This window comes from Paraburkholderia nodosa DSM 21604, from assembly GCF_000519185.1.
Classification (GTDB): Bacteria; Pseudomonadota; Gammaproteobacteria; order Burkholderiales; family Burkholderiaceae; genus Paraburkholderia; species Paraburkholderia nodosa.
In genome coordinates this window covers 1-17,604 of sequence record NZ_JAFA01000034.1, presented here as the reverse complement: position 1 = coordinate 17,604, position 17,604 = coordinate 1, and the positions used below count along the sequence as shown (strand labels likewise).

Here is a 17,604-nt window from a genome sequence, read left to right as displayed (position 1 = left end):
GATCGGCGTTTGCCGAACGCCGCGCCGATACTCAATGGCGTTCCTCGGCGAGCTGGTGGTCCGACAATTGCTCCTGCGTCTCCTGAAACGCCTTCGGCGGCTGCCGCCGACTCCAGATCGATGCGCCTACGCTGATGCACGCGCACAGCAGCAAGCCTGCTGCGATCGGGCTGCGCACGAACACGGTCGGGTCCCCGTTCGAGATGGTCAACGCCTGGCGGAACGATTGCTCGAGCGTGTGGCCGAGAATCAACCCGAACAACAACGGCGCCTTCGGAATGTCGAGCTTGCGGAACGCGTATCCAAGCACGCCGAAGCCGAGCGCCATGTACAGGTCGAAGGTGTCGCTGTTGAACGAGTACACGCCGGCCGATGCGATCACGAGAATCAGGCTCAAGAGCACGCCCGGCGGCACGTACAGGATGCGCGACAGGATACCGACGAGTGGCAGGTTCAAAAGCAGCAGCATGATATTGCCGATGTACATGCTCGCGATCAGCCCCCAAACGAGGTCCGGCTGCGTATGGAACAGCAGCGGTCCAGGCTGGATGCCGTACATGATGAACGCGCCCATGATCACCGCGGTCGAGCCGGAACCCGGCACGCCAAGCGCCAGCAGGTGGACGAACGCGCCACAGGTGTCCGCATTCGTTGCCGCCTCCGGTGCGGCTACGCCTTCGATAGCGCCGTGGCCGAATTCTTCGGGATGCCTGGAAATTTTCTTTTCGAGTACATACGAGAGCATCGACGCGAGCGTGCCGCCGAGACCCGGCGCGGCGCCGCACAGAAAGCCGACAAACGTGCCGCGCAGGGCCGCCGGACGTGCGCGTCGCCACTCGTCGCGCGAGAACCACAGCTTGCCCTCCACACGCACGGTGTGCAGCGTACCGCCGAGCGTCCCCTCGACCATGCGGCCCACTTCCGAGATCGCGAACAGGCCGACCACCACGACGAGGAAGTTGATGCGGTCCTGCAGTTCGGTGAAGCCGAGCGTGAAGCGCGGTAGGCCGCTTTGCAGATCGATCCCGACCGTGGCGAGTCCAAGACCGAGGAACACCGAAATCATGCCCTTCGCAAGCGACTCGCCCGTGAGCGCACTCGCCGTCGAGAGCGCGAAGCAGATCAGCGCGAAGTATTCAGTCGGACCGAAATGCAGCGCGACGGCCGCGAGCGGCGCCGCCACGAACGACAGCAGCGTGACGCCGATCATGCCGGCGATGAACGAGCTGGTCGCGGCGATTGCGAGCGTGGCGGCCGCGCGCCCCTTTCGTGCTAGCGGATAACCGTCGAGCACCGTCATCACCGCCGCGGCGTCGCCGGGCGTGTTGAGCAGGATCGCGGTCACCGCGCCGCCATACATGCAGCCGTAGTAAATCCCGGTCAGCATCATCAACGCCGAAGTCGGGTCCATGCCGAACGTCACCGGAATCAGCAGCGCGATGCCGGCCGACGGCCCGATTCCCGGCAAGTGGCTGATCATCGTGCCGATGAAGACACCGATCAGCGTGTAGAGCAAATGGGTCGGCGTTGCGGCGATCGACAATCCATGCAGAATGCCTTGCAGACTATCCATCATACGGGCCTCAGAATGACAGTAAACCCGTCGGCATCGGAACGCCGAGAAGCTTGGAAAATACGAGGTCGAACGCCAGCGCCACGCCGACGGCCACGATCACATTCGTCAGGTGACGCTTGCGGTTGAAGTAGCTGAGCAGACCGAGGAGGAACACGCTCGTCGAGATCAGATAGCCGACCGGCTCGAAGCACGTGTAATAGATGAGCGCCCAGACGATCATCCCGATCAGCACCATCGGCTGAACCTTGGGTGCCGGTTCGACGTGCGCGGCAACTTTGCGCGCCTCGCTATTGGGCCGCGTCTTGCGCTTGCTACGCGTTTCGAGCAGCAACAGCAATGCCGACGCGATCAGTCCCGCGCCGACGAGTGCGGGGAAAGCTTTCGGGCCGAGCGGATCGCTCAGTCTGACTTCCGGCAGCTGCATGTTGAGCACCAGATAGCCCACCGCCAAGGCGATCACGCAAACAGCGAGGCCTACGTCGCCCTTGATAGTTTTCATGTCTCCTCCAGTTCTACGACCGCGCAGCGCGCGGCGCGGGTGCCGGAGACGAGCCCTGCCATCATGGCGCGGTTCGTCCCGGCGTCGTCCGACTTACTTCTCGTTGTAGCGACCGGGCTTCACCACCTCGGCGATCGTGCCGTCGGGTGCGCGGAACTTCAGCGCACCTTCGCCCTTGGCCGAGAGAATTTCGCCGCCGTACTGGCGAATCTTTTCGGCGGTCACCTCCTGGTCGTCGACCGTCACGCCCCAGTGATGCAGACGCGGGCCAGGACCGGCCAGTTGCGCCTCGTGCGAATCTTCGCTGTCGTACTTCATCAGCGTGAAGTCGATATGGCCGTCGGTCATGTGACGGGAGATATGCTGGCGATTACGGCCTGTCTTGACTTCCGTGAAGCCGAACACCTCGGTATAGAAACGGGTGGCCTCCTCGAGGTCGTCGACTTTGACGGCGAGGTGAACGATGCGGGACATAGGGTTCTCCAGGTCTATATTTACAGCGATGAAAAGATAAAACCGAAATCGGCGGCAGCCGGGCCCGACTGCCCAACCGGCCGGCGAGCCGGCCAGTCCATTCCCAGGCGACTAGTTCCGCGCGAGACCCAACTCATCCATGAGCGGGCCGAGGCGTCCGGCTTCATCGTCGAGAAACTGCTTGGTCTGCGCGCTGTTGCGATACGCAGCCGTCCATTCGTTGCGTTTGACCGCCTCGACCCATTCGGGCGACGAGGTCGCTTTCTGCAACACGTTGTCCCACCATGCGATCTCGTCGGCACTCATGCCCTTCGGTCCGACCAGCACACGCCAGGTGGTGAAGTCCACGTCGAGCCCCTGCTCCTTCCAGGTCGGCACGTTGGCGAGCGCACCGCCTTCGCGCTCTCCGCCGGCAATCGCGATCATGCGCGTCCTGCCCGACTGGCTCGGTCCGACCACCGTGCCGGCCGGCGTCGCCGTCACGGTCACGTGGCCGCCCATCAGCGAGGTCACCGCTTCGCCGCCCGAATCGAAGAACACAATCTTCAACTTCTTCGGGTCCTGACCGGCCGCCTTGACCACGAGCGCTGCCGCGTCGTGGCTCTGCCCGCCAGGCGAACTCGATACGCCGATCGTCACGTTTTGAGGGTTCTGCTTGAGCATCGCGATGAGATCCTTGCCGGTCTTGATCGGCGACGATGCGGGCACGGAAAACACCACCTGTTCAGTCACGAACATGCCGAGCGGCGTCACGTCGCCGAGGCCGACTTTCGAGAGACCGGTGATCTGGTTGGTGACGAGCGGCAACGCCTGAACGCTGACGTAGTGACCGTCGCCGTGGTGATTGTTGATGTATGCGAGACCGACCGTGCCGCTGCCGCCAGGACGGTTCAGTACCGTGACCGGCTTGCTCGACAGCTTTTCCTGCACGATGGCGTTCTGCAGCGTGCGCGCCACGAGGTCGAGGCCACCCCCCGCCGCGCTCGGCACCACGATCTCGATCGGCCGGTGCGGCTCCCAGGCGTCGGCCGCGAGGGCCGGAAACGCTTGCGAACCCAGCAACGCGGTGCACATTGCGAGTACGGCGCGAGATGAAGCAAACCTCTTTGTCATCGATCGTCTCCAATTTTGTGTTGTCTTGCGTAATGCATGCTGCGAGAGGTACTACGAGGGGCCCTAGAAACTAAATCCGTCAAAGGTGCTGACGGCAAACAACTGCTCAATCGGTACCGCCCCGGCGATCAGACCATCATCGATCGCGTAGCGCTGCAGCGTGTCGATGTCGTGCCGGTTGCCGGCCATACCGTAGCGCCAGTAGTCGTCGCCCATCACCGCTTTCACGCGCTCCACTTCGGACACGATCCATGGATGCATCACACGCAGCGTGTCGGTGATGACGATCTCCTGCATCGCGATCTCGTGTGCCTTGCGAAACGCCTGGAAAACGTTGACGGGCAGCCACGGGTGCTGCTCGACCAGTGCGCGACGAATGCCGACCATGTGCATCGGAGGGAAAAGCCCCGTTTTGCGAGCCCACGCTTCCTCCGCCGCGCGAAAATCGCCAAACAGGCGTTGCACCTTCGCATTGCGGCCGAAGCACGACGGTGGACGCGGCGCGACCACGGCGTCGATGTCGCCCGCATCGAGCAACGCGGCAAGCGTCTGGTCGAGGCCAACCGGTTCGATGCTCAACTCGGGTGGCAGATTCACCGGCATGCGCGCCTGTCGACCGGTCTGCTCGAGTCCGCCTATCACCCACGTCACATCGCGCCGGTCGAAGCCGTATTCGTCGGCAAGCATGCCCCGCACCCAGATGCCCGCGGTTTGCTGAAAATCGGGCACGCCGATCCGGCGTCCCTTGAGCGCGTTGGGGGAATCGATGCCGCGGTCGCTGCGCACATAGATCGCCGAATGTCGGAACGAACGCGACAGGAACACTGGAATGCCGATATAGCGGCTCTGACCACGCGACGTCGTGAGGATGTGCGTACCGAGCGACAACTCGGAAATATCGAATTCTTCGTGGCGAAAAGCGCGCTGAAACAGCGCTTCCGCCGGGCCGTCGATAAAGTTGATCCGGCAGCCCTCGATCCGCACGCGGCCGTCGAGCAATGCGCGGCTACGATCAGTGTTTTGGCATGCTAACGATAGCTCAAGCATAAGAGATGAAAAGTAGCGATCCTGGTGCGTTGACATGTCCGATTCGTAACCCGGGCATGCATAGAATTTCTCTTTTGTACTACGAAGCAAATGACCGGGTCCGCGCTCCATCCAGGGACCTTCCAATCCGCTCAGTGTGCGCCCCTCTGAACGGCGGCGCGCAGTCCAACTGCTAAGCGACTTCGCCGACTGCCTCGCTGCCGCCTTCGGCGTTCTTCGTCATGCCGTCGAGCGAAACGAGCATGCGCTCCTTGCCCCGCGAGACGTGGCCAAAGCTCGTGCGGTAGCTCAGCTCGGCGTCTTTTGCCTTGAGCGCGGCCACAATCTCACGATGCTCCACATTCGACTCCAGCAGCGCGCCGCGCTGCACCAGCCCGTGAACGCGAAACAGATGAAACTCCTTGACGCAACCACGATACAGCCTGATCAACCGGGAGTTGCCAGTCGAGCGCACGATGTAGTCATGGAATTCGAGGTTGAGCGGATCGAAGCGCGCGAAGTCGCCCTTCTCAGCCGCGTCCTGCATATCGTCGACGTAGCGTTCCAGTTGGTCGATCATCGCTTGCGTCAGCATCGGCGCAAGCAGCGAAGCCGACAGTGCAGTCAAACCAGTACGCAGGTCGTAGACCTCGATGGCGTCATCACGCGTCACGCGCTTGATGAATACGCCGCGATTCGGAACGAGATAGACGAGACCGAGTTCGGCAAGGGCACGACAAGCTTCGCGCACTGGACCGCGACTCACTGCAAGCTTGTCCGCAACAACTTTTTCGTTCAGACGTTGTCCTGGCGCGAGTTCGCCACTCAGAATCATCCGTTCGATTTCGCGCTGCACGACGCCCGTGAGCGTATGTGCACGAAACTCGGCAACGGTGACGGAGGAAGCATTCAGTTCAGTGTCCATGTGCAAATTCTAATTGCCGAATGAAAACTGTCAACACTTTTCATTTGACCATAGGGTCTTCCCCAAGCGATGCGGTGCGTCGTCGAGTGCCTGGACGCCCAAGCCCTGATCAGGACGCGCTCGTCACTGTGCGACGTATTGGCTAACTCATCACGCGAGTTCTCGCGCGGTCGCCCATCCGGTGGGCTGGCCGCTAAAAAGTGACATATCAGGCCTGCGATCTTCGCCTGCCTAAAAGCCTTGTCCGCCCACCCCACTACCTGCACCAAAGGGTGACGCGCCCTGAAAAAAGAAAAATGTTGACAGTTAGCGTATCGCATTTTACATTGCCGCATCGAAACTTGAGGGAGTTGTTCGGGTTCAGGTGCCCCCAGCAACGCTGTTTCGTGCAGCAAATACTGCCTGAATTCGTAGTACGAATTAATTGGTGTGGGCCATCTGGTTAGCCGTGAAAAAAGACACGAATCACCGATGCCGAGACGGGATCGCTCTGATTCGACGTTTGGAGAACATTGGAGACAGCATGCGACCTTTCTTGCGGATGGGATTTTTTGCCGTCGTAGCGGCTTGTACCTTGTCTGGAATTGCGAAGGCAGAGGGGCAATCGCACTACAAACTCGTGAAGACCATCGAACTGCCTGGCAAAGGCGGCCACGGCGATTGGGTCGTGTACGACCCAGCTTTCAATAAGGTTTGGTTGGCGCAAGGACCTAATCATTCCGTGGTGGTCATTGACGCAAACGATCTCAAAGTGAAAGCCACTATTGGTGGCATAGAAGACGGTAACGGCATTGCATTGAACGACCGTTACGCGTTCGTCGCTGACGCGACAGCGAACAAGCTGGTAGTGATCGACAAGACGTCCTACAAACAAGTGGCAAGCGTCGACACAGGCGGCAAGGGCTCCGACGGTGTGAGCGTTGACACTCATGCCGGTCGCGTCTACGTGGGCAATGACGACAGCGATACCGAGTCGGTATTCATGGATCGACCGCCCTTCAAGAAAATCGGCGACATCGCGCTGACGCCCAATCCTGCGAAACATGGACCTGACGTCAATCTATTTGTGCCGAGTCTCTCTCGCGTCTATCAACCCGTTGACAACGTCGTCGACGTGATCGATCCGAAAACGCAAAAAGTAGAAGCCGTCTGGGACTTCAACCTCAAGAAAGAGGCCAAGCCGATGGTCTACGACACCCAGGGCAAACACCTCATCATCGGCAGCCGCGACAAAAAGATCCTCGTTGCCGACCCTGATGGAAAGCTCGTTTCCAGCATCCCGTTTGACGGCGGCAATATCGATCAGATCGCGATAGACGTAAGCGCGCGACGCATTTTCCTTGGGGACAAATCCGGCCAACTAGAAGTCATCGACCTCGACACGAACCAGGTTGTGGATCACCTGCCCGCGGAAAAGGACACGCATACCTTGACGGTCGATCCTCGCACACACCGGATCTTCGTGTATCTGGATTCGAGTAACAAGGTTGCCGTTTTCGAACCCGCATAATTTTCAGCATGACATTTAGTAATACAAAACATATACAGGAGACACAATGGACCGCCAGAAAATTTGGGCAGGCATTGCGACCGTTGTTCCAGCGCTGACACTTGCTCCGTGCGCTCACGCGCAAAGCACTGTCACGCTGTATGGAGAACTCGACGATGCGCTAACCTACTACAACAATGTCGGAAATCATTCCCTGGTTGAATTGCAGGCCGCAAATCTGACTTCCAACAAGTGGGGGATACAGGGCAAGGAGGACCTCGGCGGCGGTTTGAAGGCGATTTTCAGACTGGAAAGCGGCTTCAACATCAATACGGGAAAATCGAGCCAGGGCGGGCGGCTATTCGGGAAACAAGCCTGGGTTGGGTTGGCTAGCGACAGCCTCGGGACCCTGACGATGGGCCGACAACTGGATACGACCGTCGATCTTGTCCAGCCGCTGACGGCCGACAACTATGGCCCGGCATTTACCACGCCGGGCGACGCCGACAACAACGATAATTCCTTTCGTCTTCAAAACTCGATCAAATATGCCAGCCCAACCTATCGCGGCCTTCAGTTCGAGTTGATGTATGCATTAGGCGGCGTAGCAGGCGATTTCACGTCGCAAGGTTCATCGTCCGCATCCGTGGCCTATACAAACGGGGGCTTTGGCGCCGCGGCGGGTTATGTCTATGCGCGTAATGATGGACCGGGCGGCGCAGGCACGGCGGACCAGACTCAGAACAGCTCAGTCACGCCACTTTTCGGCGACACGCCGTTTGTCGGTTCGCGGATGATCGTCCACGCCGCAACGCAGTATGAGTTCGGCAAATTCACCGTCAACGCTCGTTATAGCAACGCCCAGTGGAAGCCCTACGTGACCTATGCGGCATTCAATCGAACGCAGACGTTCAATACAGCGGCGACGTCGCTCGCCTACCAGATGACCCCGGCATTCGCAATGTTGGCTGGGTACACATACACAAAATCGAGTGGCGGTTCCTCGGCAACCTATAACAACGTCGCGTTGGGTGCGGAGTATTCCTTGTCCAAACGCACCCTGATTTATGCGATCGGCGCGTATTCGCACGCGCATGGCACTACGTTTAGCGAAGACGGCAATAGCCTTGTTGCCGCTGGCGGCACGGTTGGCGACCTCAATTCAAGTTCGAGCACGCCGAATCAGATTGTCCTTATGTTGGGGTACACAACGAAGTTTTAATGTGGCGTAACAGGTCAATGATCGACGCCTCTGCACCGCGCCCGTAACTGGCCAATGCTACGTGCCCACCTGGACACGTAGCATCCGGCAACACCGAGCGGAGCTTTGCATCGCCACACTGCAGGGGCGATCACCGCTGCGACGCGCGGGGGCCGCCCGTCGGGCTTGTCCTGCCTGGTGTGGGAAGCCAGCTCAAGCAAGACAGGCAGAAAAGTAAAGTGTTGACATTTTCCATGTGCGCCCATAAACTCCGCCTATGGATATCGAAAACTCTTCAGGTACTGTCTCTCTCGCCGATTTCCGGGCGCACACGTTGACGGGCGTTGTGCAGCACGAGATCGAGAGAATGATTCTGAGCGGTGAGCTAAAGCCTGGCCAGCGACTCAACGAAAAAGCCGTCGCCGACAAACTCGGTGTGAGTCGAGGTCCCGTGCGTGAGGCGTGTCGGACGCTGGCCGAACTTGGGCTCGTCTATTTGATTCCGCAGCGCGGCGTTTTTATCCAGCGTGTGACTCGCGACGACGCAATCGAGGTTTATGACCTGCGCGCGGGACTCACCGCGTTGTCTGCCTCCCTCCTCGCTCCGGTTCTGACGACGTCGATGGAAAAGCAGCTCGACGGCTACGTCGATGAGATGCAGGAGGCCGCTGAAAAGGGTGACTTCGCCCGGTTCGATCACATGAACCAGGAGTTTCACGATTTCATCGTTCGCTCGACTGGCAACTCCCGTCTCATCAAGGTTTATCGTGCTTTCGTGAAGGAGTTCCATCTCTTCCGCGTGCATGGACTCGTTCAGCGCGGTGCATTGCTGGAGTCCAACGAAGAGCATCGGCAAATAGTGAACGCCCTGAAGTCACGCAACGTCGACCTGAGCTACGACACGAGCTTCAGCCATGTGTCAAAGGGTAAGCAGCGAATGCTGCAGGCGTTTGACTCTATGGCCAAGACCGGCGGCGAAGTAGATGAACGCAAGGTCAGGGCCGACATCGACTAATCATATTGATCCAACCGCGCCACAAAGATTTCGGCGCGCGGCTGGATAATTTCGCAATCCAAATTAACGAGCAGGAAAAGTGCGAGCACTTGCCTGGTGGTCGAGTCACCATGCTGGTCTACGGCGCTATCAACACGCTACGGATACAGGATCATGAGTTTCTGCGCGATCGACTTCGGCACGTCGAATTCCGCAGTAGCCGTCGCGACGAGCGCCGGCATGCGCCTCGCCGACGTCGAAGACGGCCACACAACGCTGCCTACCGCCGTGTTCTTCAACGTCGACGACCATTCGCAGGCGTTCGGTCGCCGCGCGATTTCGGCTTACATCGATGGCTTCGATGGCAGGCTGATGCGTTCGATCAAGAGCATCCTCGGCTCCCCGCTTGCCGAAGCGAGCACAGACATCGGCAATGGCTCGGCGGTCAGCTACCTCGAAGTGATCGCGCTGTTCCTGTCCTGGCTGAAGCGTCATGCGGAACGCGAGGCAGACGGCCCACTCAGGCGCGCGGTGCTCGGTCGGCCGGTGTTCTTCGTGGACGGCGACCCACGCGCCGATGCGCTCGCGCAACGGCAGCTCGAAGAGGCAGCGCGGTCGGTCGGTTTCGACGACATCCATTTCCAGTACGAGCCAATCGCCGCCGCCTTCGACTACGAATCGCGGCTCGACGCGGACGCCTCGGCCACCTGCTCGCGGCGCGGGCGGAAACAGCAAAGATTGCCGTGGCCGGCGGCGGGCAAACCGTCATCGAACTGGATCTCGTGGAGCCGGAACTCGAATTTGCTTTCGACGACACAGGCCTGACCGAAGCGGGGTCTGTCGAGCGCGATCAGATCGTCGCGGCCGCGCGCGAAACGGTCCGTCTTGCCGGCGTCGCGCCCGGCGACGTCACCGCGGTATTCTTCACCGGCGGCTCTACTGGCCTGTCATTCCTGACCGATGCGATTGCCGCGCAGTTTCCTGGCGCGCAACGAGTGTTCGGGGACAGGTTGGCCAGCGTGGCTACGGGTCTCGGCATCCATGCGCATCGGCTTTTCGCACCGGTGTAGCTTGAGCAGCGTTAAACGCTGATCGTTCGGCTCCGGTGCAAAGTAGGTTGGCAGGAACGAGGGAGATCGGAAGGCAGCTTATTTTCAGGAGATGGCTCCAATGGCGCCGCCCGATTTGGGGCCGCCGCTCCAATCCTGTATCCTTCCGACATTTACGCGCGCGCCCAGCCCGCAGCGCGCTCATCGACCCAAGCCCTCTTCCACCAAGCCCATGCCAGGAATTCGCAACTCAGGCGACCAGCCGCTGTATGAAATCGTCCGCGCAGGCATTCTCGAGCATCTACGCACCGGCGAATGGGCGGCCGGTGAGAAAATCCCCACCGAGCCGCAGTTGGCCGAGGCGTTTGGCGTCGGCATCGGCACTATCAGGCGCGCGGTCGAGGAACTGGTGGCTGAGCGCCTGCTGATCCGGCGCGCGGGGCGCGGCACGATCGTCGCGAAATTCGCCGACGAACACGCGTTCGATCAATATTTCAACTTCGTCGATCATAGCGGCAACCCCGTGCACGTCACTGCCCAATTGCTGCACTTCGGCAAGGAACGCGCAACGCCCGCCCTCGCGTCAGTCCTGAATCTCGAACGCGGCGCGCGGCTCGCGAGCGTCCAGAACCTGCGCCTGCGCGACGGCGTGCCTGTGATGCTCGATCATCTATGGATGCCGCTGGAAGTCTTCCCGGGTCTGAGCGCCGAGGCTTTCGCCGCGCGTCGTGGATCGATCTACGGCTTCTATCAGGAGAATTTCGGCATTTCCGTCGTGCGCGTGGTCGAAGACCTCGGCGGCGCGATCGCCGACGAGGCGATCGCGCTCGCGCTCAAGGTGCGGGCCGGCACGCCCGTGCTGCGCATCGAGCGCACTGCCTACACATTCAAAGACAAGCCGGTCGAATACCGCGTGCGCTACGTCGAATCGAGCCAGTGTGTCTATCGCAACACTCGCGGACTGCAGGACTAGGAGCCCGCCGTCGCCAGGATAACCGTGTCACGACGCATCCATCTGCGGAGAGAGTGTGACCGGCTCGTGCCCCGTGTTTGCGGCCCCTGGTTCACCGAGGTACGGACGGTCAGGACGAATCCAGTTCGCGGCAATCGGCCCGAGCGCGAGGAAGAACATCGAAAGCGCGAACACCGGCTGCCACGTGTGCGTCGCATCGACAAGCCAGCCGACAAGCGGCGGCGAAACCGACGCCGCGATGCCGAGCCCCGTATTCATGATGCTGCTCGACGTGGCTGCGTGATTCGGCGCGAGGTCCATTGCTACGGCCCACAGTGGCGCCGTCACGAGTTCGGAGAGAAACAGCGCGGTGGCAAGCGAAAGGCCGGCGGCCGTCGCCGATGGATGCAGAAACATCGGCACGAAGAACACGATCGGTGCGAGAAAGCCGATTGTGATCACTGTCTGCCGCGAACGCCGGATATTGCCGGTACGTTTGAGCAGCCAATCGCTCAGCGTCCCGCCGAGCGTCGTACCGACCACGCCGCTCAGAAAAATGCCGGAGCTGAAGATCGCTGAATGGCGGACGTTCAGATGATAGGCCTGCGCGAAAAACGACGGCATCCAGTTCAGGAAGAACCACAGGATCCAACCGTGGCAAAAACTCACGAGTGTCGCGGGCCAAAGCGCGCGCAACAGCGGTTTCCAGCGCATCGGCACGCGCGCTTTGCCGACCTTGACAGGTAGCCGCGCGATTTCCTCGGCCGTAATGGCGGGATGATCGGCGGGATTATCACGGTAATACCAGATCCAGAGCACGACCCACGCCAGACTCGCCACACCGAGAATCACAAATGCCGCATGCCATGAAAATGCGCCGATAAGGGCGGCGACGAGAACGGGCGTCGAGGCGTTACCAAGACGCGCGCAGGCATGCGTGACGCCTTGCGCAAAGCCGCGTTGATCGGGCTTCATCCACGCGGTGAGCGCGCGCGCGGAGGCTGGAACGATTGGGCTTTCGCCGATGCCAACGACGAAGCGTGCCAACAGCAGCGTGAAAAAGCCGCCGGCGAAACCCGTGAGCAACGTGCCGACGCCCCAGAGTACGCCGCAAATCGCGAGCATTTTGCGCGCCCCGAGCCTGTCGCCGATGAAGCCGCCTGGGATCATCGCGACCGCGTAAGTCAGCGCGAACGCGGAAAACACGAGCCCGAGCTGGACGTTGCTCAGTTGGAGATCGCGCCGGATCGAGAGTGCTGCCGTGGAAATATTGGTGCGGTCCACGTACATCAGGAACGACATGATGCACAGCACGAACAATACACCGTTCGTGGCGCTCAACCGTTTCGTGGAACGGGTGGATGCCATCGTTTGTCTCCTGTCGATGGGACCTGGCGCTTCAGTGCTCGAGTCCTGTCCCATGCAAAGCCCGCACGCCCTTTCTTGAGGACGCGTCGTTGTGGCTACGTGCTGACTTCAGTGCCATTGTGACGCGAGCCAGCACGCCGGAAAACCGCTGCTATTCGAGCACCTCGCCGTGCACGCCAGCCGCGAGCGTGTCCTTCTCCCAACGCTGCATCGGCACGACCTCGGCGACGGGGCCATTCGGCGAGCGGAACTTGACCGGCAAATGCCCGGGCTCGGTGAGAATCTGGCCGCCATTGGCCTTGATCTGTTCGATGAAGGCGTCGAGGTCTTCGACTTCCATGCCGATGTGATGAATGCACGGCGCCGGGCCAGCGAAATCCGCTTCGTCCGAATTCGACGACTCGTAATGGATCAGGGTCAGGTCCATGTAACCGTCACTCAGGTGATGCGAGATGTGATCGCCGTTCACGCCCTTGCGGCGCACGGTGTTGACGTGCTTGTAGCCAAACACGTTCTCGTAGAACGCACGCTCCTTCTCGACGTCCTCGACCTTGAACGCGATGTGCTTGATGAAATTCGGCATTGATATCTCCTGTTGATGGCGCGCAGGTTGGGTCCCGCGATGAAGGCAGTCTAGAACCGCGTTTTATCCATGTCAATCGAATCATTCGAATGATTTGAATTTATCGATTCGAGGTAAACCCGGATGCCGCAAGCGGCAAGCGGGTATCAACGCGAGCTCTGCAGGGGCAGATGAGAAGCAACCCAAACTGGAGTGTCGTCCCTCGTGTTCCCTCTCTGGTTATATAAGATGTCCTAATCTACTGAAGGGTGACTCAACCTCGATTGCTTTTCGCGGCACTCCCTGCATAAAGTGCCCTGCCGGTCGTCGAGTGCCGATCACTTTGCGGAAAATTTTGCCTTCACGAATCGCGGAATAATGGGCGCATGCGGAACGTTTTCCCGTTGTCCTCCATATTCGCAGCACACAACTCCACAGCGCTGCGTCGTTGACAGCGTTCTGTTAATCCAATGAGAGACGACCTCGATCCCACTGCAACGTCGGGCTTCAGCCAGGCTGAGTTGCGTGCACTCTCGGCATTCGTCGACAACGAGTTGACGGAAGCTGAACGCCAGGCGCTGGGGGCCCGATTGGCCGTGGACCAGCGTGCTGCGAAACTCCTCGGCCGCTATCGCGCGCAGCGGGCCGCCTTGCGTGTGCTGTTCGCTGATTCTGCCGCGCAAGCGACCACGTCGTGCATCGTGCTACGCACGCGCATGAACTGGCGGCGTCGCACGGCTTTCGCCATAAGCGCGCTCGCCGCCGGAGCCGCACTCGCAGGGCTTGCAGGCATAATTTCGTCGCCTGTTGCGCCGCCATCGCCGCCGATGACATTCGCCGAGCAGGCCGACCTCGCTTACGTGGTCTACGCGCCTGAGCGGCGTCATCCGGTCGAGGTGACGGCAGCGCGTGAGGGGGCGCTCGTCGACTGGCTCTCGAAGCGCCTGAATCGTCCGCTCTCCGTGCCGTCGCTACGGGCGTACGGATATGTACTGCTGGGCGGGCGGCTGCTGCCGGGCGCAGCCGGGCCAGCCGCGCAATTCATGTACGAAGACGCGGCCGGCGCGCGGCTTGCGCTTTATGTGAGCCCGGCCTCGCAACGCGAAACGGCGATCCGCGTCCTGCGCGCAGGCGATCGCCGCACGTTCAGCTGGGCAAACGGCCACATGAGCTACGCGCTCTCCGGGCGGATGGCGGAGAGTCAATTGCGCAAGATCGCTGTCGACGTCTGCAGCGAGCTTGGCGGCCATCCCGAACGGTGGAGGTAGAAGCGTGCCCGATCGCAGCCCCATCCGTCGACGAGTCGCGGCCATGCGTCGTCTCGAAGCGCGCGTTAGCGCGATCGCAATGTTCGGCGTCTGCGCTGCCTGCGCAGTTGCCGGGGCCAGTGCCGATCCGATCGACACGTCTGCGCCGCTGGCACAGTATCGACTCGATCCAGGCCGTTCGAGTGTCACGTTCGATGTCGCGAACGCCTGGCACTCGAACCTCACGCTGCGCTTCAGCCGCATAGGTGCCCAGCTTGAAGGATTCCAGGGCTTTGCCGTGGGCCGCGTCCTGGTGACGATCGACGCGACAAGCCTCGAATCGAACACACCATTTGTCGCCGGATTCGTCGAAAGCGGCGACATGCTGGACGTGGCGCATTTTCCGGCCATTCGCTTCGCCAGCACCCGCTTTGTCCGAACCGGTACATTTACCGGCCTCTTGACGGGCGATCTGACGATCCGCACGACGACGCGTCCGGTCACGCTCGCTGTCGCGTTCGACGAAGAACCGCACGATCCACCGGGCGCCCGCCAAACGCTGGCTTTTTCCGCGGACGGCCACTTTAGCCGGGCGGCGTTCGGGCTGTCGAAGTGGTCGCGCGCTGTCGGGGACGAGGTGCACTTGAGGATCCATGCCGAATTTGTGCAGGAACGCGCGGATCCTTGAACCATCACGCTGCCGTGTCACCCGCGCAGTCCCGTCATGACGAAGGGCATCGCGGCCGCGGCGGTGTGTACGGCAACGAGCGCGATCTGACGACGGCCTCCTGGAATATGCCTCCCACCGCGCACGTTTACTGCACGTATCGCGCCGCAGGAAGCGTTCATGCCCTCTCACAGGCAGGGCCATTGCGTGCGCACCGAATGACATGTGCCAATCGCTCGACGCCAGCCAGACGTGATACGCCGATGCAAAGGAGGCCGCCATGACTGCCACTTACCGAATCACCGTCCTCGCCAGTGTGATCGCACTCGGGATGACATCGCATGCAAGCTGGGCGGAGCAAACCGTCAACGCGACATTGCTATCGAACTCGATCCAGCTCGGAACGCACAACGTGAAGGCGGGTCGCATCACGCTTGAAGTCAGGAATGCTGCGGACAACAACATGGAACATGAACTCGTCGTGCTCAAGACGGATCTCGCGGACGATGCACTCCCCGTCAATAAGGGACTGGTGCTGGAGCGCAAGCTGAAAAAGATCGGCGAAGTCGAAGACATCGCGCCGGGCAAGAGCAAGCGCGTGTCGTTCAAGCTCGCGCCCGGCCACTACGCGCTGATCTGCAACAAGCCGGGACACTATGCAGCGGGAATGCATACTGCGCTTGTCGTGGCGCCGTAGATCGCCCGGTGAGTCAGCAAAAAGCTCGAAAGACGGCAAGAAGAAGCCATGCGCCGACGCCGGTTGATCTATCCGCATTGGTGCGGCCCTTCAACCAAACGGGCATCGTTGTTGCGCGTAAGGAATAAGGCGTCCGTGCGCCGCGTTTATGATTGTGCAGGCGCATGCGTTCGCGATGAACCGCGTGACGCGTCCGCGCCGCATGCGACGTTCGGCGTCGTCGGTAATTGCGCAACTCATGCCTCGCTGGATACCCCTCAGCGGAACATCCAACGAGCTTCCTCAGGAGGAAATCATCATGAAGCGGCTTCGGATTGTCCTTGTATGTCTCGTTTGCCTCGGAATGGCCGCGGTTTCTGGATCCGTGGCCGCGAGCGGCGATATGAATCAAGGCGGCAATGGCGCGTCAAGCACTTCGACCAATTCGTCAGGCGGTGGTTACTGAGCGCGGCAGGTGGTAATGCGCAGCACGTGGCCCAGCTCTCCGCGCAACCCGCCGCGTGTTGCATGTTTGCGAATCCGTTCGTTCGCCGGACTCCGGGTGTCATCGGTTGTACGGAAGTCTCCGTCGACCGGCAAACCCTGTGCCAGTGCTCTCGGCAACGACCCACCTTTGAATGCTGATCTCTCGTGTCAGATGGTTTGCATGGCCAGGCGTCCGGCCGAGGGTAGCCGAAAGGAGATAGCAGATGGGTGCATTCCAGTTACGGCGCGCCATACTCGCACTTGCCGGCATCACATGCGCCGGAGCGGTTAACGTGGCGCTTGCCGCGCCCGTGTCATTCTCCGTACCGCTCAACGGATCGGAGCAGGTACCTTCGGTACAAACCAGGGGCACAGGAGACGCCAGGCTCACTTACGATCCCGACACACGCCAGGTCACCTGGAACGTAACGTACAGCGACCTCTCGAGTCCGGTGACGATGGCGCACTTCCACGTCGGGCCAGCGGGAAAGAATGGCAACGCTGTCGTCTGGCTGACGAAAGTGGGTAGCACCAGTACCCCCATTGAGGGCCCCCTCAAGGGCGAGAGCACGCTGACGCCAGATCAGGCGAAAGAATTCGCCGCGGGCGATCTATACATCAATGTCCACACGAAAGACCACCCGGACGGCGAGATCCGCGGTCAGGTAGTGCCGCCGAAGTAGTAGCCATTGTGGGATGGGAAGACGCGCGTCAGCAGCGCGCTGGCGCGTGTCACCTCAGGATCGTGAATGATCGCCGTGTGATCAGGATTGTTGATCGCAAGCACTCCGCACGCGTTCGTGAAGCACTGGGCAATAGACATTGCTACTACATTCGGTGGCAGCGGAATTTCCCGCTCGCGCCGCTGGCGCCAGGGAAGAGAGGACACCACGCGCCGGACCGGGATGGGTGTCCGCGCCCCGGTCCGGCACGTGGATCGTGATTCCGAAGGACTTCTGGAGAATCCGAACGCTTCCTCTTACATTGGCGGAACGACCCCGTCCTTTTCGACCACCAGGCGCTGCGCGGCATACGTACCCTGTGACGCTGGTTTCGCAACCACGAAGACTTGCTTGCCTGGCGCCAGATCGGAGCGAGCAGCCGGCACGAAGGTGACGATCGGGACATTCGGCGGCACCGTAACCTCATTGCTGCCGCCCTTGTACGACAGCTTCAGATTGCGACCTTCCGTGCCCTGCACGACAGTATCGACATTCGCGTTGGTCATCGTGCTGTTCGGGCCGAGGTCCCACGCGTAGTGACCCTCCCCCGTGCCGCGCGCGGCTTCAGGAAAGACGAC

Annotated in this window: 16 protein-coding genes and 2 pseudogenes; 9 read left to right on the top strand and 9 right to left on the bottom strand. The window is 60.8% G+C overall.

The features are described from left to right. Positions 1-31: 31 nt before the first annotated feature. The 6 genes from A3CW_RS48445 to A3CW_RS0133995 all read right to left on the bottom strand — a co-directional run bounded on the left by A3CW_RS48445 (position 32) and on the right by A3CW_RS0133995 (position 5,613). Entirely contained in the window at positions 32-1,576 is a 1,545-nt protein-coding gene (locus A3CW_RS48445; protein ID WP_245623822.1) for a tripartite tricarboxylate transporter permease, read from the bottom strand. Between the two features lie 7 nt (positions 1,577-1,583). Then, a complete protein-coding gene (locus A3CW_RS0134015; RefSeq protein WP_028207540.1) occupies positions 1,584-2,075 on the bottom strand; it encodes a tripartite tricarboxylate transporter TctB family protein in 492 nt (163 codons plus the stop codon). Between the two features lie 93 nt (positions 2,076-2,168). Then, a complete protein-coding gene (locus A3CW_RS0134010) occupies positions 2,169-2,549 on the bottom strand; it encodes a VOC family protein (RefSeq protein ID WP_028207539.1) in 381 nt (126 codons plus the stop codon). 111 nt (positions 2,550-2,660) lie between these two features. Then, positions 2,661-3,662 carry a tripartite tricarboxylate transporter substrate binding protein gene (locus tag A3CW_RS0134005; protein WP_028207538.1) on the bottom strand — a complete coding sequence of 334 codons (1,002 nt, stop codon included), beginning with the start codon at positions 3,660-3,662 and terminating at the stop codon, positions 2,661-2,663. Positions 3,663-3,725: 63 nt separating this feature from the next. Next, on the bottom strand, positions 3,726-4,820 hold the full coding sequence (locus A3CW_RS0134000; RefSeq protein ID WP_245623821.1) for a substrate-binding domain-containing protein: 1,095 nt from the start codon (positions 4,818-4,820) through the stop codon (positions 3,726-3,728). Positions 4,821-4,881: 61 nt separating this feature from the next. After that, a complete protein-coding gene (locus A3CW_RS0133995) occupies positions 4,882-5,613 on the bottom strand; it encodes an FCD domain-containing protein (RefSeq protein WP_051481903.1) in 732 nt (243 codons plus the stop codon). Between the two features lie 523 nt (positions 5,614-6,136). Between A3CW_RS0133995 and A3CW_RS0133990 the strand changes: the two genes are divergently transcribed. The 5 genes and pseudogenes from A3CW_RS0133990 (at position 6,137) to A3CW_RS0133970 (ending at position 11,319) form a co-directional block, all read left to right on the top strand. After that, on the top strand, positions 6,137-7,123 hold the full coding sequence (locus A3CW_RS0133990) for a YncE family protein (RefSeq protein WP_154678109.1): 987 nt from the start codon (positions 6,137-6,139) through the stop codon (positions 7,121-7,123). A gap of 46 nt (positions 7,124-7,169) precedes the next feature. Next, the gene (locus A3CW_RS0133985) at positions 7,170-8,324 is read left to right on the top strand and encodes a porin (protein ID WP_028207534.1); all 1,155 of its coding nucleotides are present in this window, start codon (positions 7,170-7,172) and stop codon (positions 8,322-8,324) included. A gap of 256 nt (positions 8,325-8,580) precedes the next feature. Next, positions 8,581-9,318: a GntR family transcriptional regulator gene (locus tag A3CW_RS0133980; RefSeq protein ID WP_051481896.1), complete on the top strand. Its 738-nt coding sequence runs from the start codon at positions 8,581-8,583 to the stop codon at positions 9,316-9,318. 153 nt (positions 9,319-9,471) lie between these two features. Beyond that, a pseudogene (locus tag A3CW_RS48440) lies at positions 9,472-10,367 on the top strand (Hsp70 family protein). Positions 10,368-10,578: 211 nt separating this feature from the next. Beyond that, positions 10,579-11,319 carry a GntR family transcriptional regulator gene (locus A3CW_RS0133970; RefSeq protein ID WP_028207532.1) on the top strand — a complete coding sequence of 247 codons (741 nt, stop codon included), beginning with the start codon at positions 10,579-10,581 and terminating at the stop codon, positions 11,317-11,319. A gap of 27 nt (positions 11,320-11,346) precedes the next feature. On the opposite strand, the gene A3CW_RS0133965 is transcribed toward A3CW_RS0133970, so the two are convergent. Both A3CW_RS0133965 and A3CW_RS0133960 read right to left on the bottom strand, forming a co-directional pair. Then, positions 11,347-12,666: an MFS transporter gene (locus tag A3CW_RS0133965; protein ID WP_028207531.1), complete on the bottom strand. Its 1,320-nt coding sequence runs from the start codon at positions 12,664-12,666 to the stop codon at positions 11,347-11,349. 151 nt (positions 12,667-12,817) lie between these two features. Further along, positions 12,818-13,249: a VOC family protein gene (locus A3CW_RS0133960; RefSeq protein WP_028207530.1), complete on the bottom strand. Its 432-nt coding sequence runs from the start codon at positions 13,247-13,249 to the stop codon at positions 12,818-12,820. A 449-nt stretch (positions 13,250-13,698) separates the two neighbouring features. Between A3CW_RS0133960 and A3CW_RS0133955 the strand changes: the two genes are divergently transcribed. The 4 genes from A3CW_RS0133955 to A3CW_RS0133935 all read left to right on the top strand — a co-directional run bounded on the left by A3CW_RS0133955 (position 13,699) and on the right by A3CW_RS0133935 (position 16,987). Further along, positions 13,699-14,496: an anti-sigma factor family protein gene (locus A3CW_RS0133955; protein ID WP_028207529.1), complete on the top strand. Its 798-nt coding sequence runs from the start codon at positions 13,699-13,701 to the stop codon at positions 14,494-14,496. 43 nt (positions 14,497-14,539) lie between these two features. Beyond that, a complete protein-coding gene (locus tag A3CW_RS0133950) occupies positions 14,540-15,163 on the top strand; it encodes a YceI family protein (protein WP_035514780.1) in 624 nt (207 codons plus the stop codon). Between the two features lie 259 nt (positions 15,164-15,422). Then, positions 15,423-15,839, top strand: a complete 417-nt coding sequence (locus tag A3CW_RS0133945; RefSeq protein WP_028207527.1) for a cupredoxin domain-containing protein — start codon at positions 15,423-15,425, stop codon at positions 15,837-15,839. A gap of 689 nt (positions 15,840-16,528) precedes the next feature. Continuing rightward, on the top strand, positions 16,529-16,987 hold the full coding sequence (locus A3CW_RS0133935) for a CHRD domain-containing protein (RefSeq protein WP_028207525.1): 459 nt from the start codon (positions 16,529-16,531) through the stop codon (positions 16,985-16,987). Positions 16,988-17,283: 296 nt separating this feature from the next. Here the strand turns inward: A3CW_RS0133935 and A3CW_RS0133925 are convergent. Beyond that, positions 17,284-17,604: pseudogene (locus tag A3CW_RS0133925) on the bottom strand (hypothetical protein); the annotation flags it as partial.

What these genes read in the sequence shown, in the direction of transcription:
- A3CW_RS48445 (WP_245623822.1), bottom strand. Translation starts at nt 1,576, where the DNA reads ATGATGGATAGTCTGCAAGGCATTCTGCATGGATTGTCGATCGCCGCA.
- A3CW_RS0134015 (WP_028207540.1), bottom strand. Translation starts at nt 2,075, where the DNA reads ATGAAAACTATCAAGGGCGACGTAGGCCTCGCTGTTTGCGTGATCGCC.
- A3CW_RS0134010 (WP_028207539.1), bottom strand. Translation starts at nt 2,549, where the DNA reads ATGTCCCGCATCGTTCACCTCGCCGTCAAAGTCGACGACCTCGAGGAG.
- A3CW_RS0134005 (WP_028207538.1), bottom strand. Translation starts at nt 3,662, where the DNA reads ATGACAAAGAGGTTTGCTTCATCTCGCGCCGTACTCGCAATGTGCACC.
- A3CW_RS0134000 (WP_245623821.1), bottom strand. Translation starts at nt 4,820, where the DNA reads ATGGAGCGCGGACCCGGTCATTTGCTTCGTAGTACAAAAGAGAAATTC.
- A3CW_RS0133995 (WP_051481903.1), bottom strand. Translation starts at nt 5,613, where the DNA reads ATGGACACTGAACTGAATGCTTCCTCCGTCACCGTTGCCGAGTTTCGT.
- A3CW_RS0133990 (WP_154678109.1), top strand. Translation starts at nt 6,137, where the DNA reads ATGCGACCTTTCTTGCGGATGGGATTTTTTGCCGTCGTAGCGGCTTGT.
- A3CW_RS0133985 (WP_028207534.1), top strand. Translation starts at nt 7,170, where the DNA reads ATGGACCGCCAGAAAATTTGGGCAGGCATTGCGACCGTTGTTCCAGCG.
- A3CW_RS0133980 (WP_051481896.1), top strand. Translation starts at nt 8,581, where the DNA reads ATGGATATCGAAAACTCTTCAGGTACTGTCTCTCTCGCCGATTTCCGG.
- A3CW_RS0133970 (WP_028207532.1), top strand. Translation starts at nt 10,579, where the DNA reads ATGCCAGGAATTCGCAACTCAGGCGACCAGCCGCTGTATGAAATCGTC.
- A3CW_RS0133965 (WP_028207531.1), bottom strand. Translation starts at nt 12,666, where the DNA reads ATGGCATCCACCCGTTCCACGAAACGGTTGAGCGCCACGAACGGTGTA.
- A3CW_RS0133960 (WP_028207530.1), bottom strand. Translation starts at nt 13,249, where the DNA reads ATGCCGAATTTCATCAAGCACATCGCGTTCAAGGTCGAGGACGTCGAG.
- A3CW_RS0133955 (WP_028207529.1), top strand. Translation starts at nt 13,699, where the DNA reads ATGAGAGACGACCTCGATCCCACTGCAACGTCGGGCTTCAGCCAGGCT.
- A3CW_RS0133950 (WP_035514780.1), top strand. Translation starts at nt 14,540, where the DNA reads ATGCGTCGTCTCGAAGCGCGCGTTAGCGCGATCGCAATGTTCGGCGTC.
- A3CW_RS0133945 (WP_028207527.1), top strand. Translation starts at nt 15,423, where the DNA reads ATGACTGCCACTTACCGAATCACCGTCCTCGCCAGTGTGATCGCACTC.
- A3CW_RS0133935 (WP_028207525.1), top strand. Translation starts at nt 16,529, where the DNA reads ATGGGTGCATTCCAGTTACGGCGCGCCATACTCGCACTTGCCGGCATC.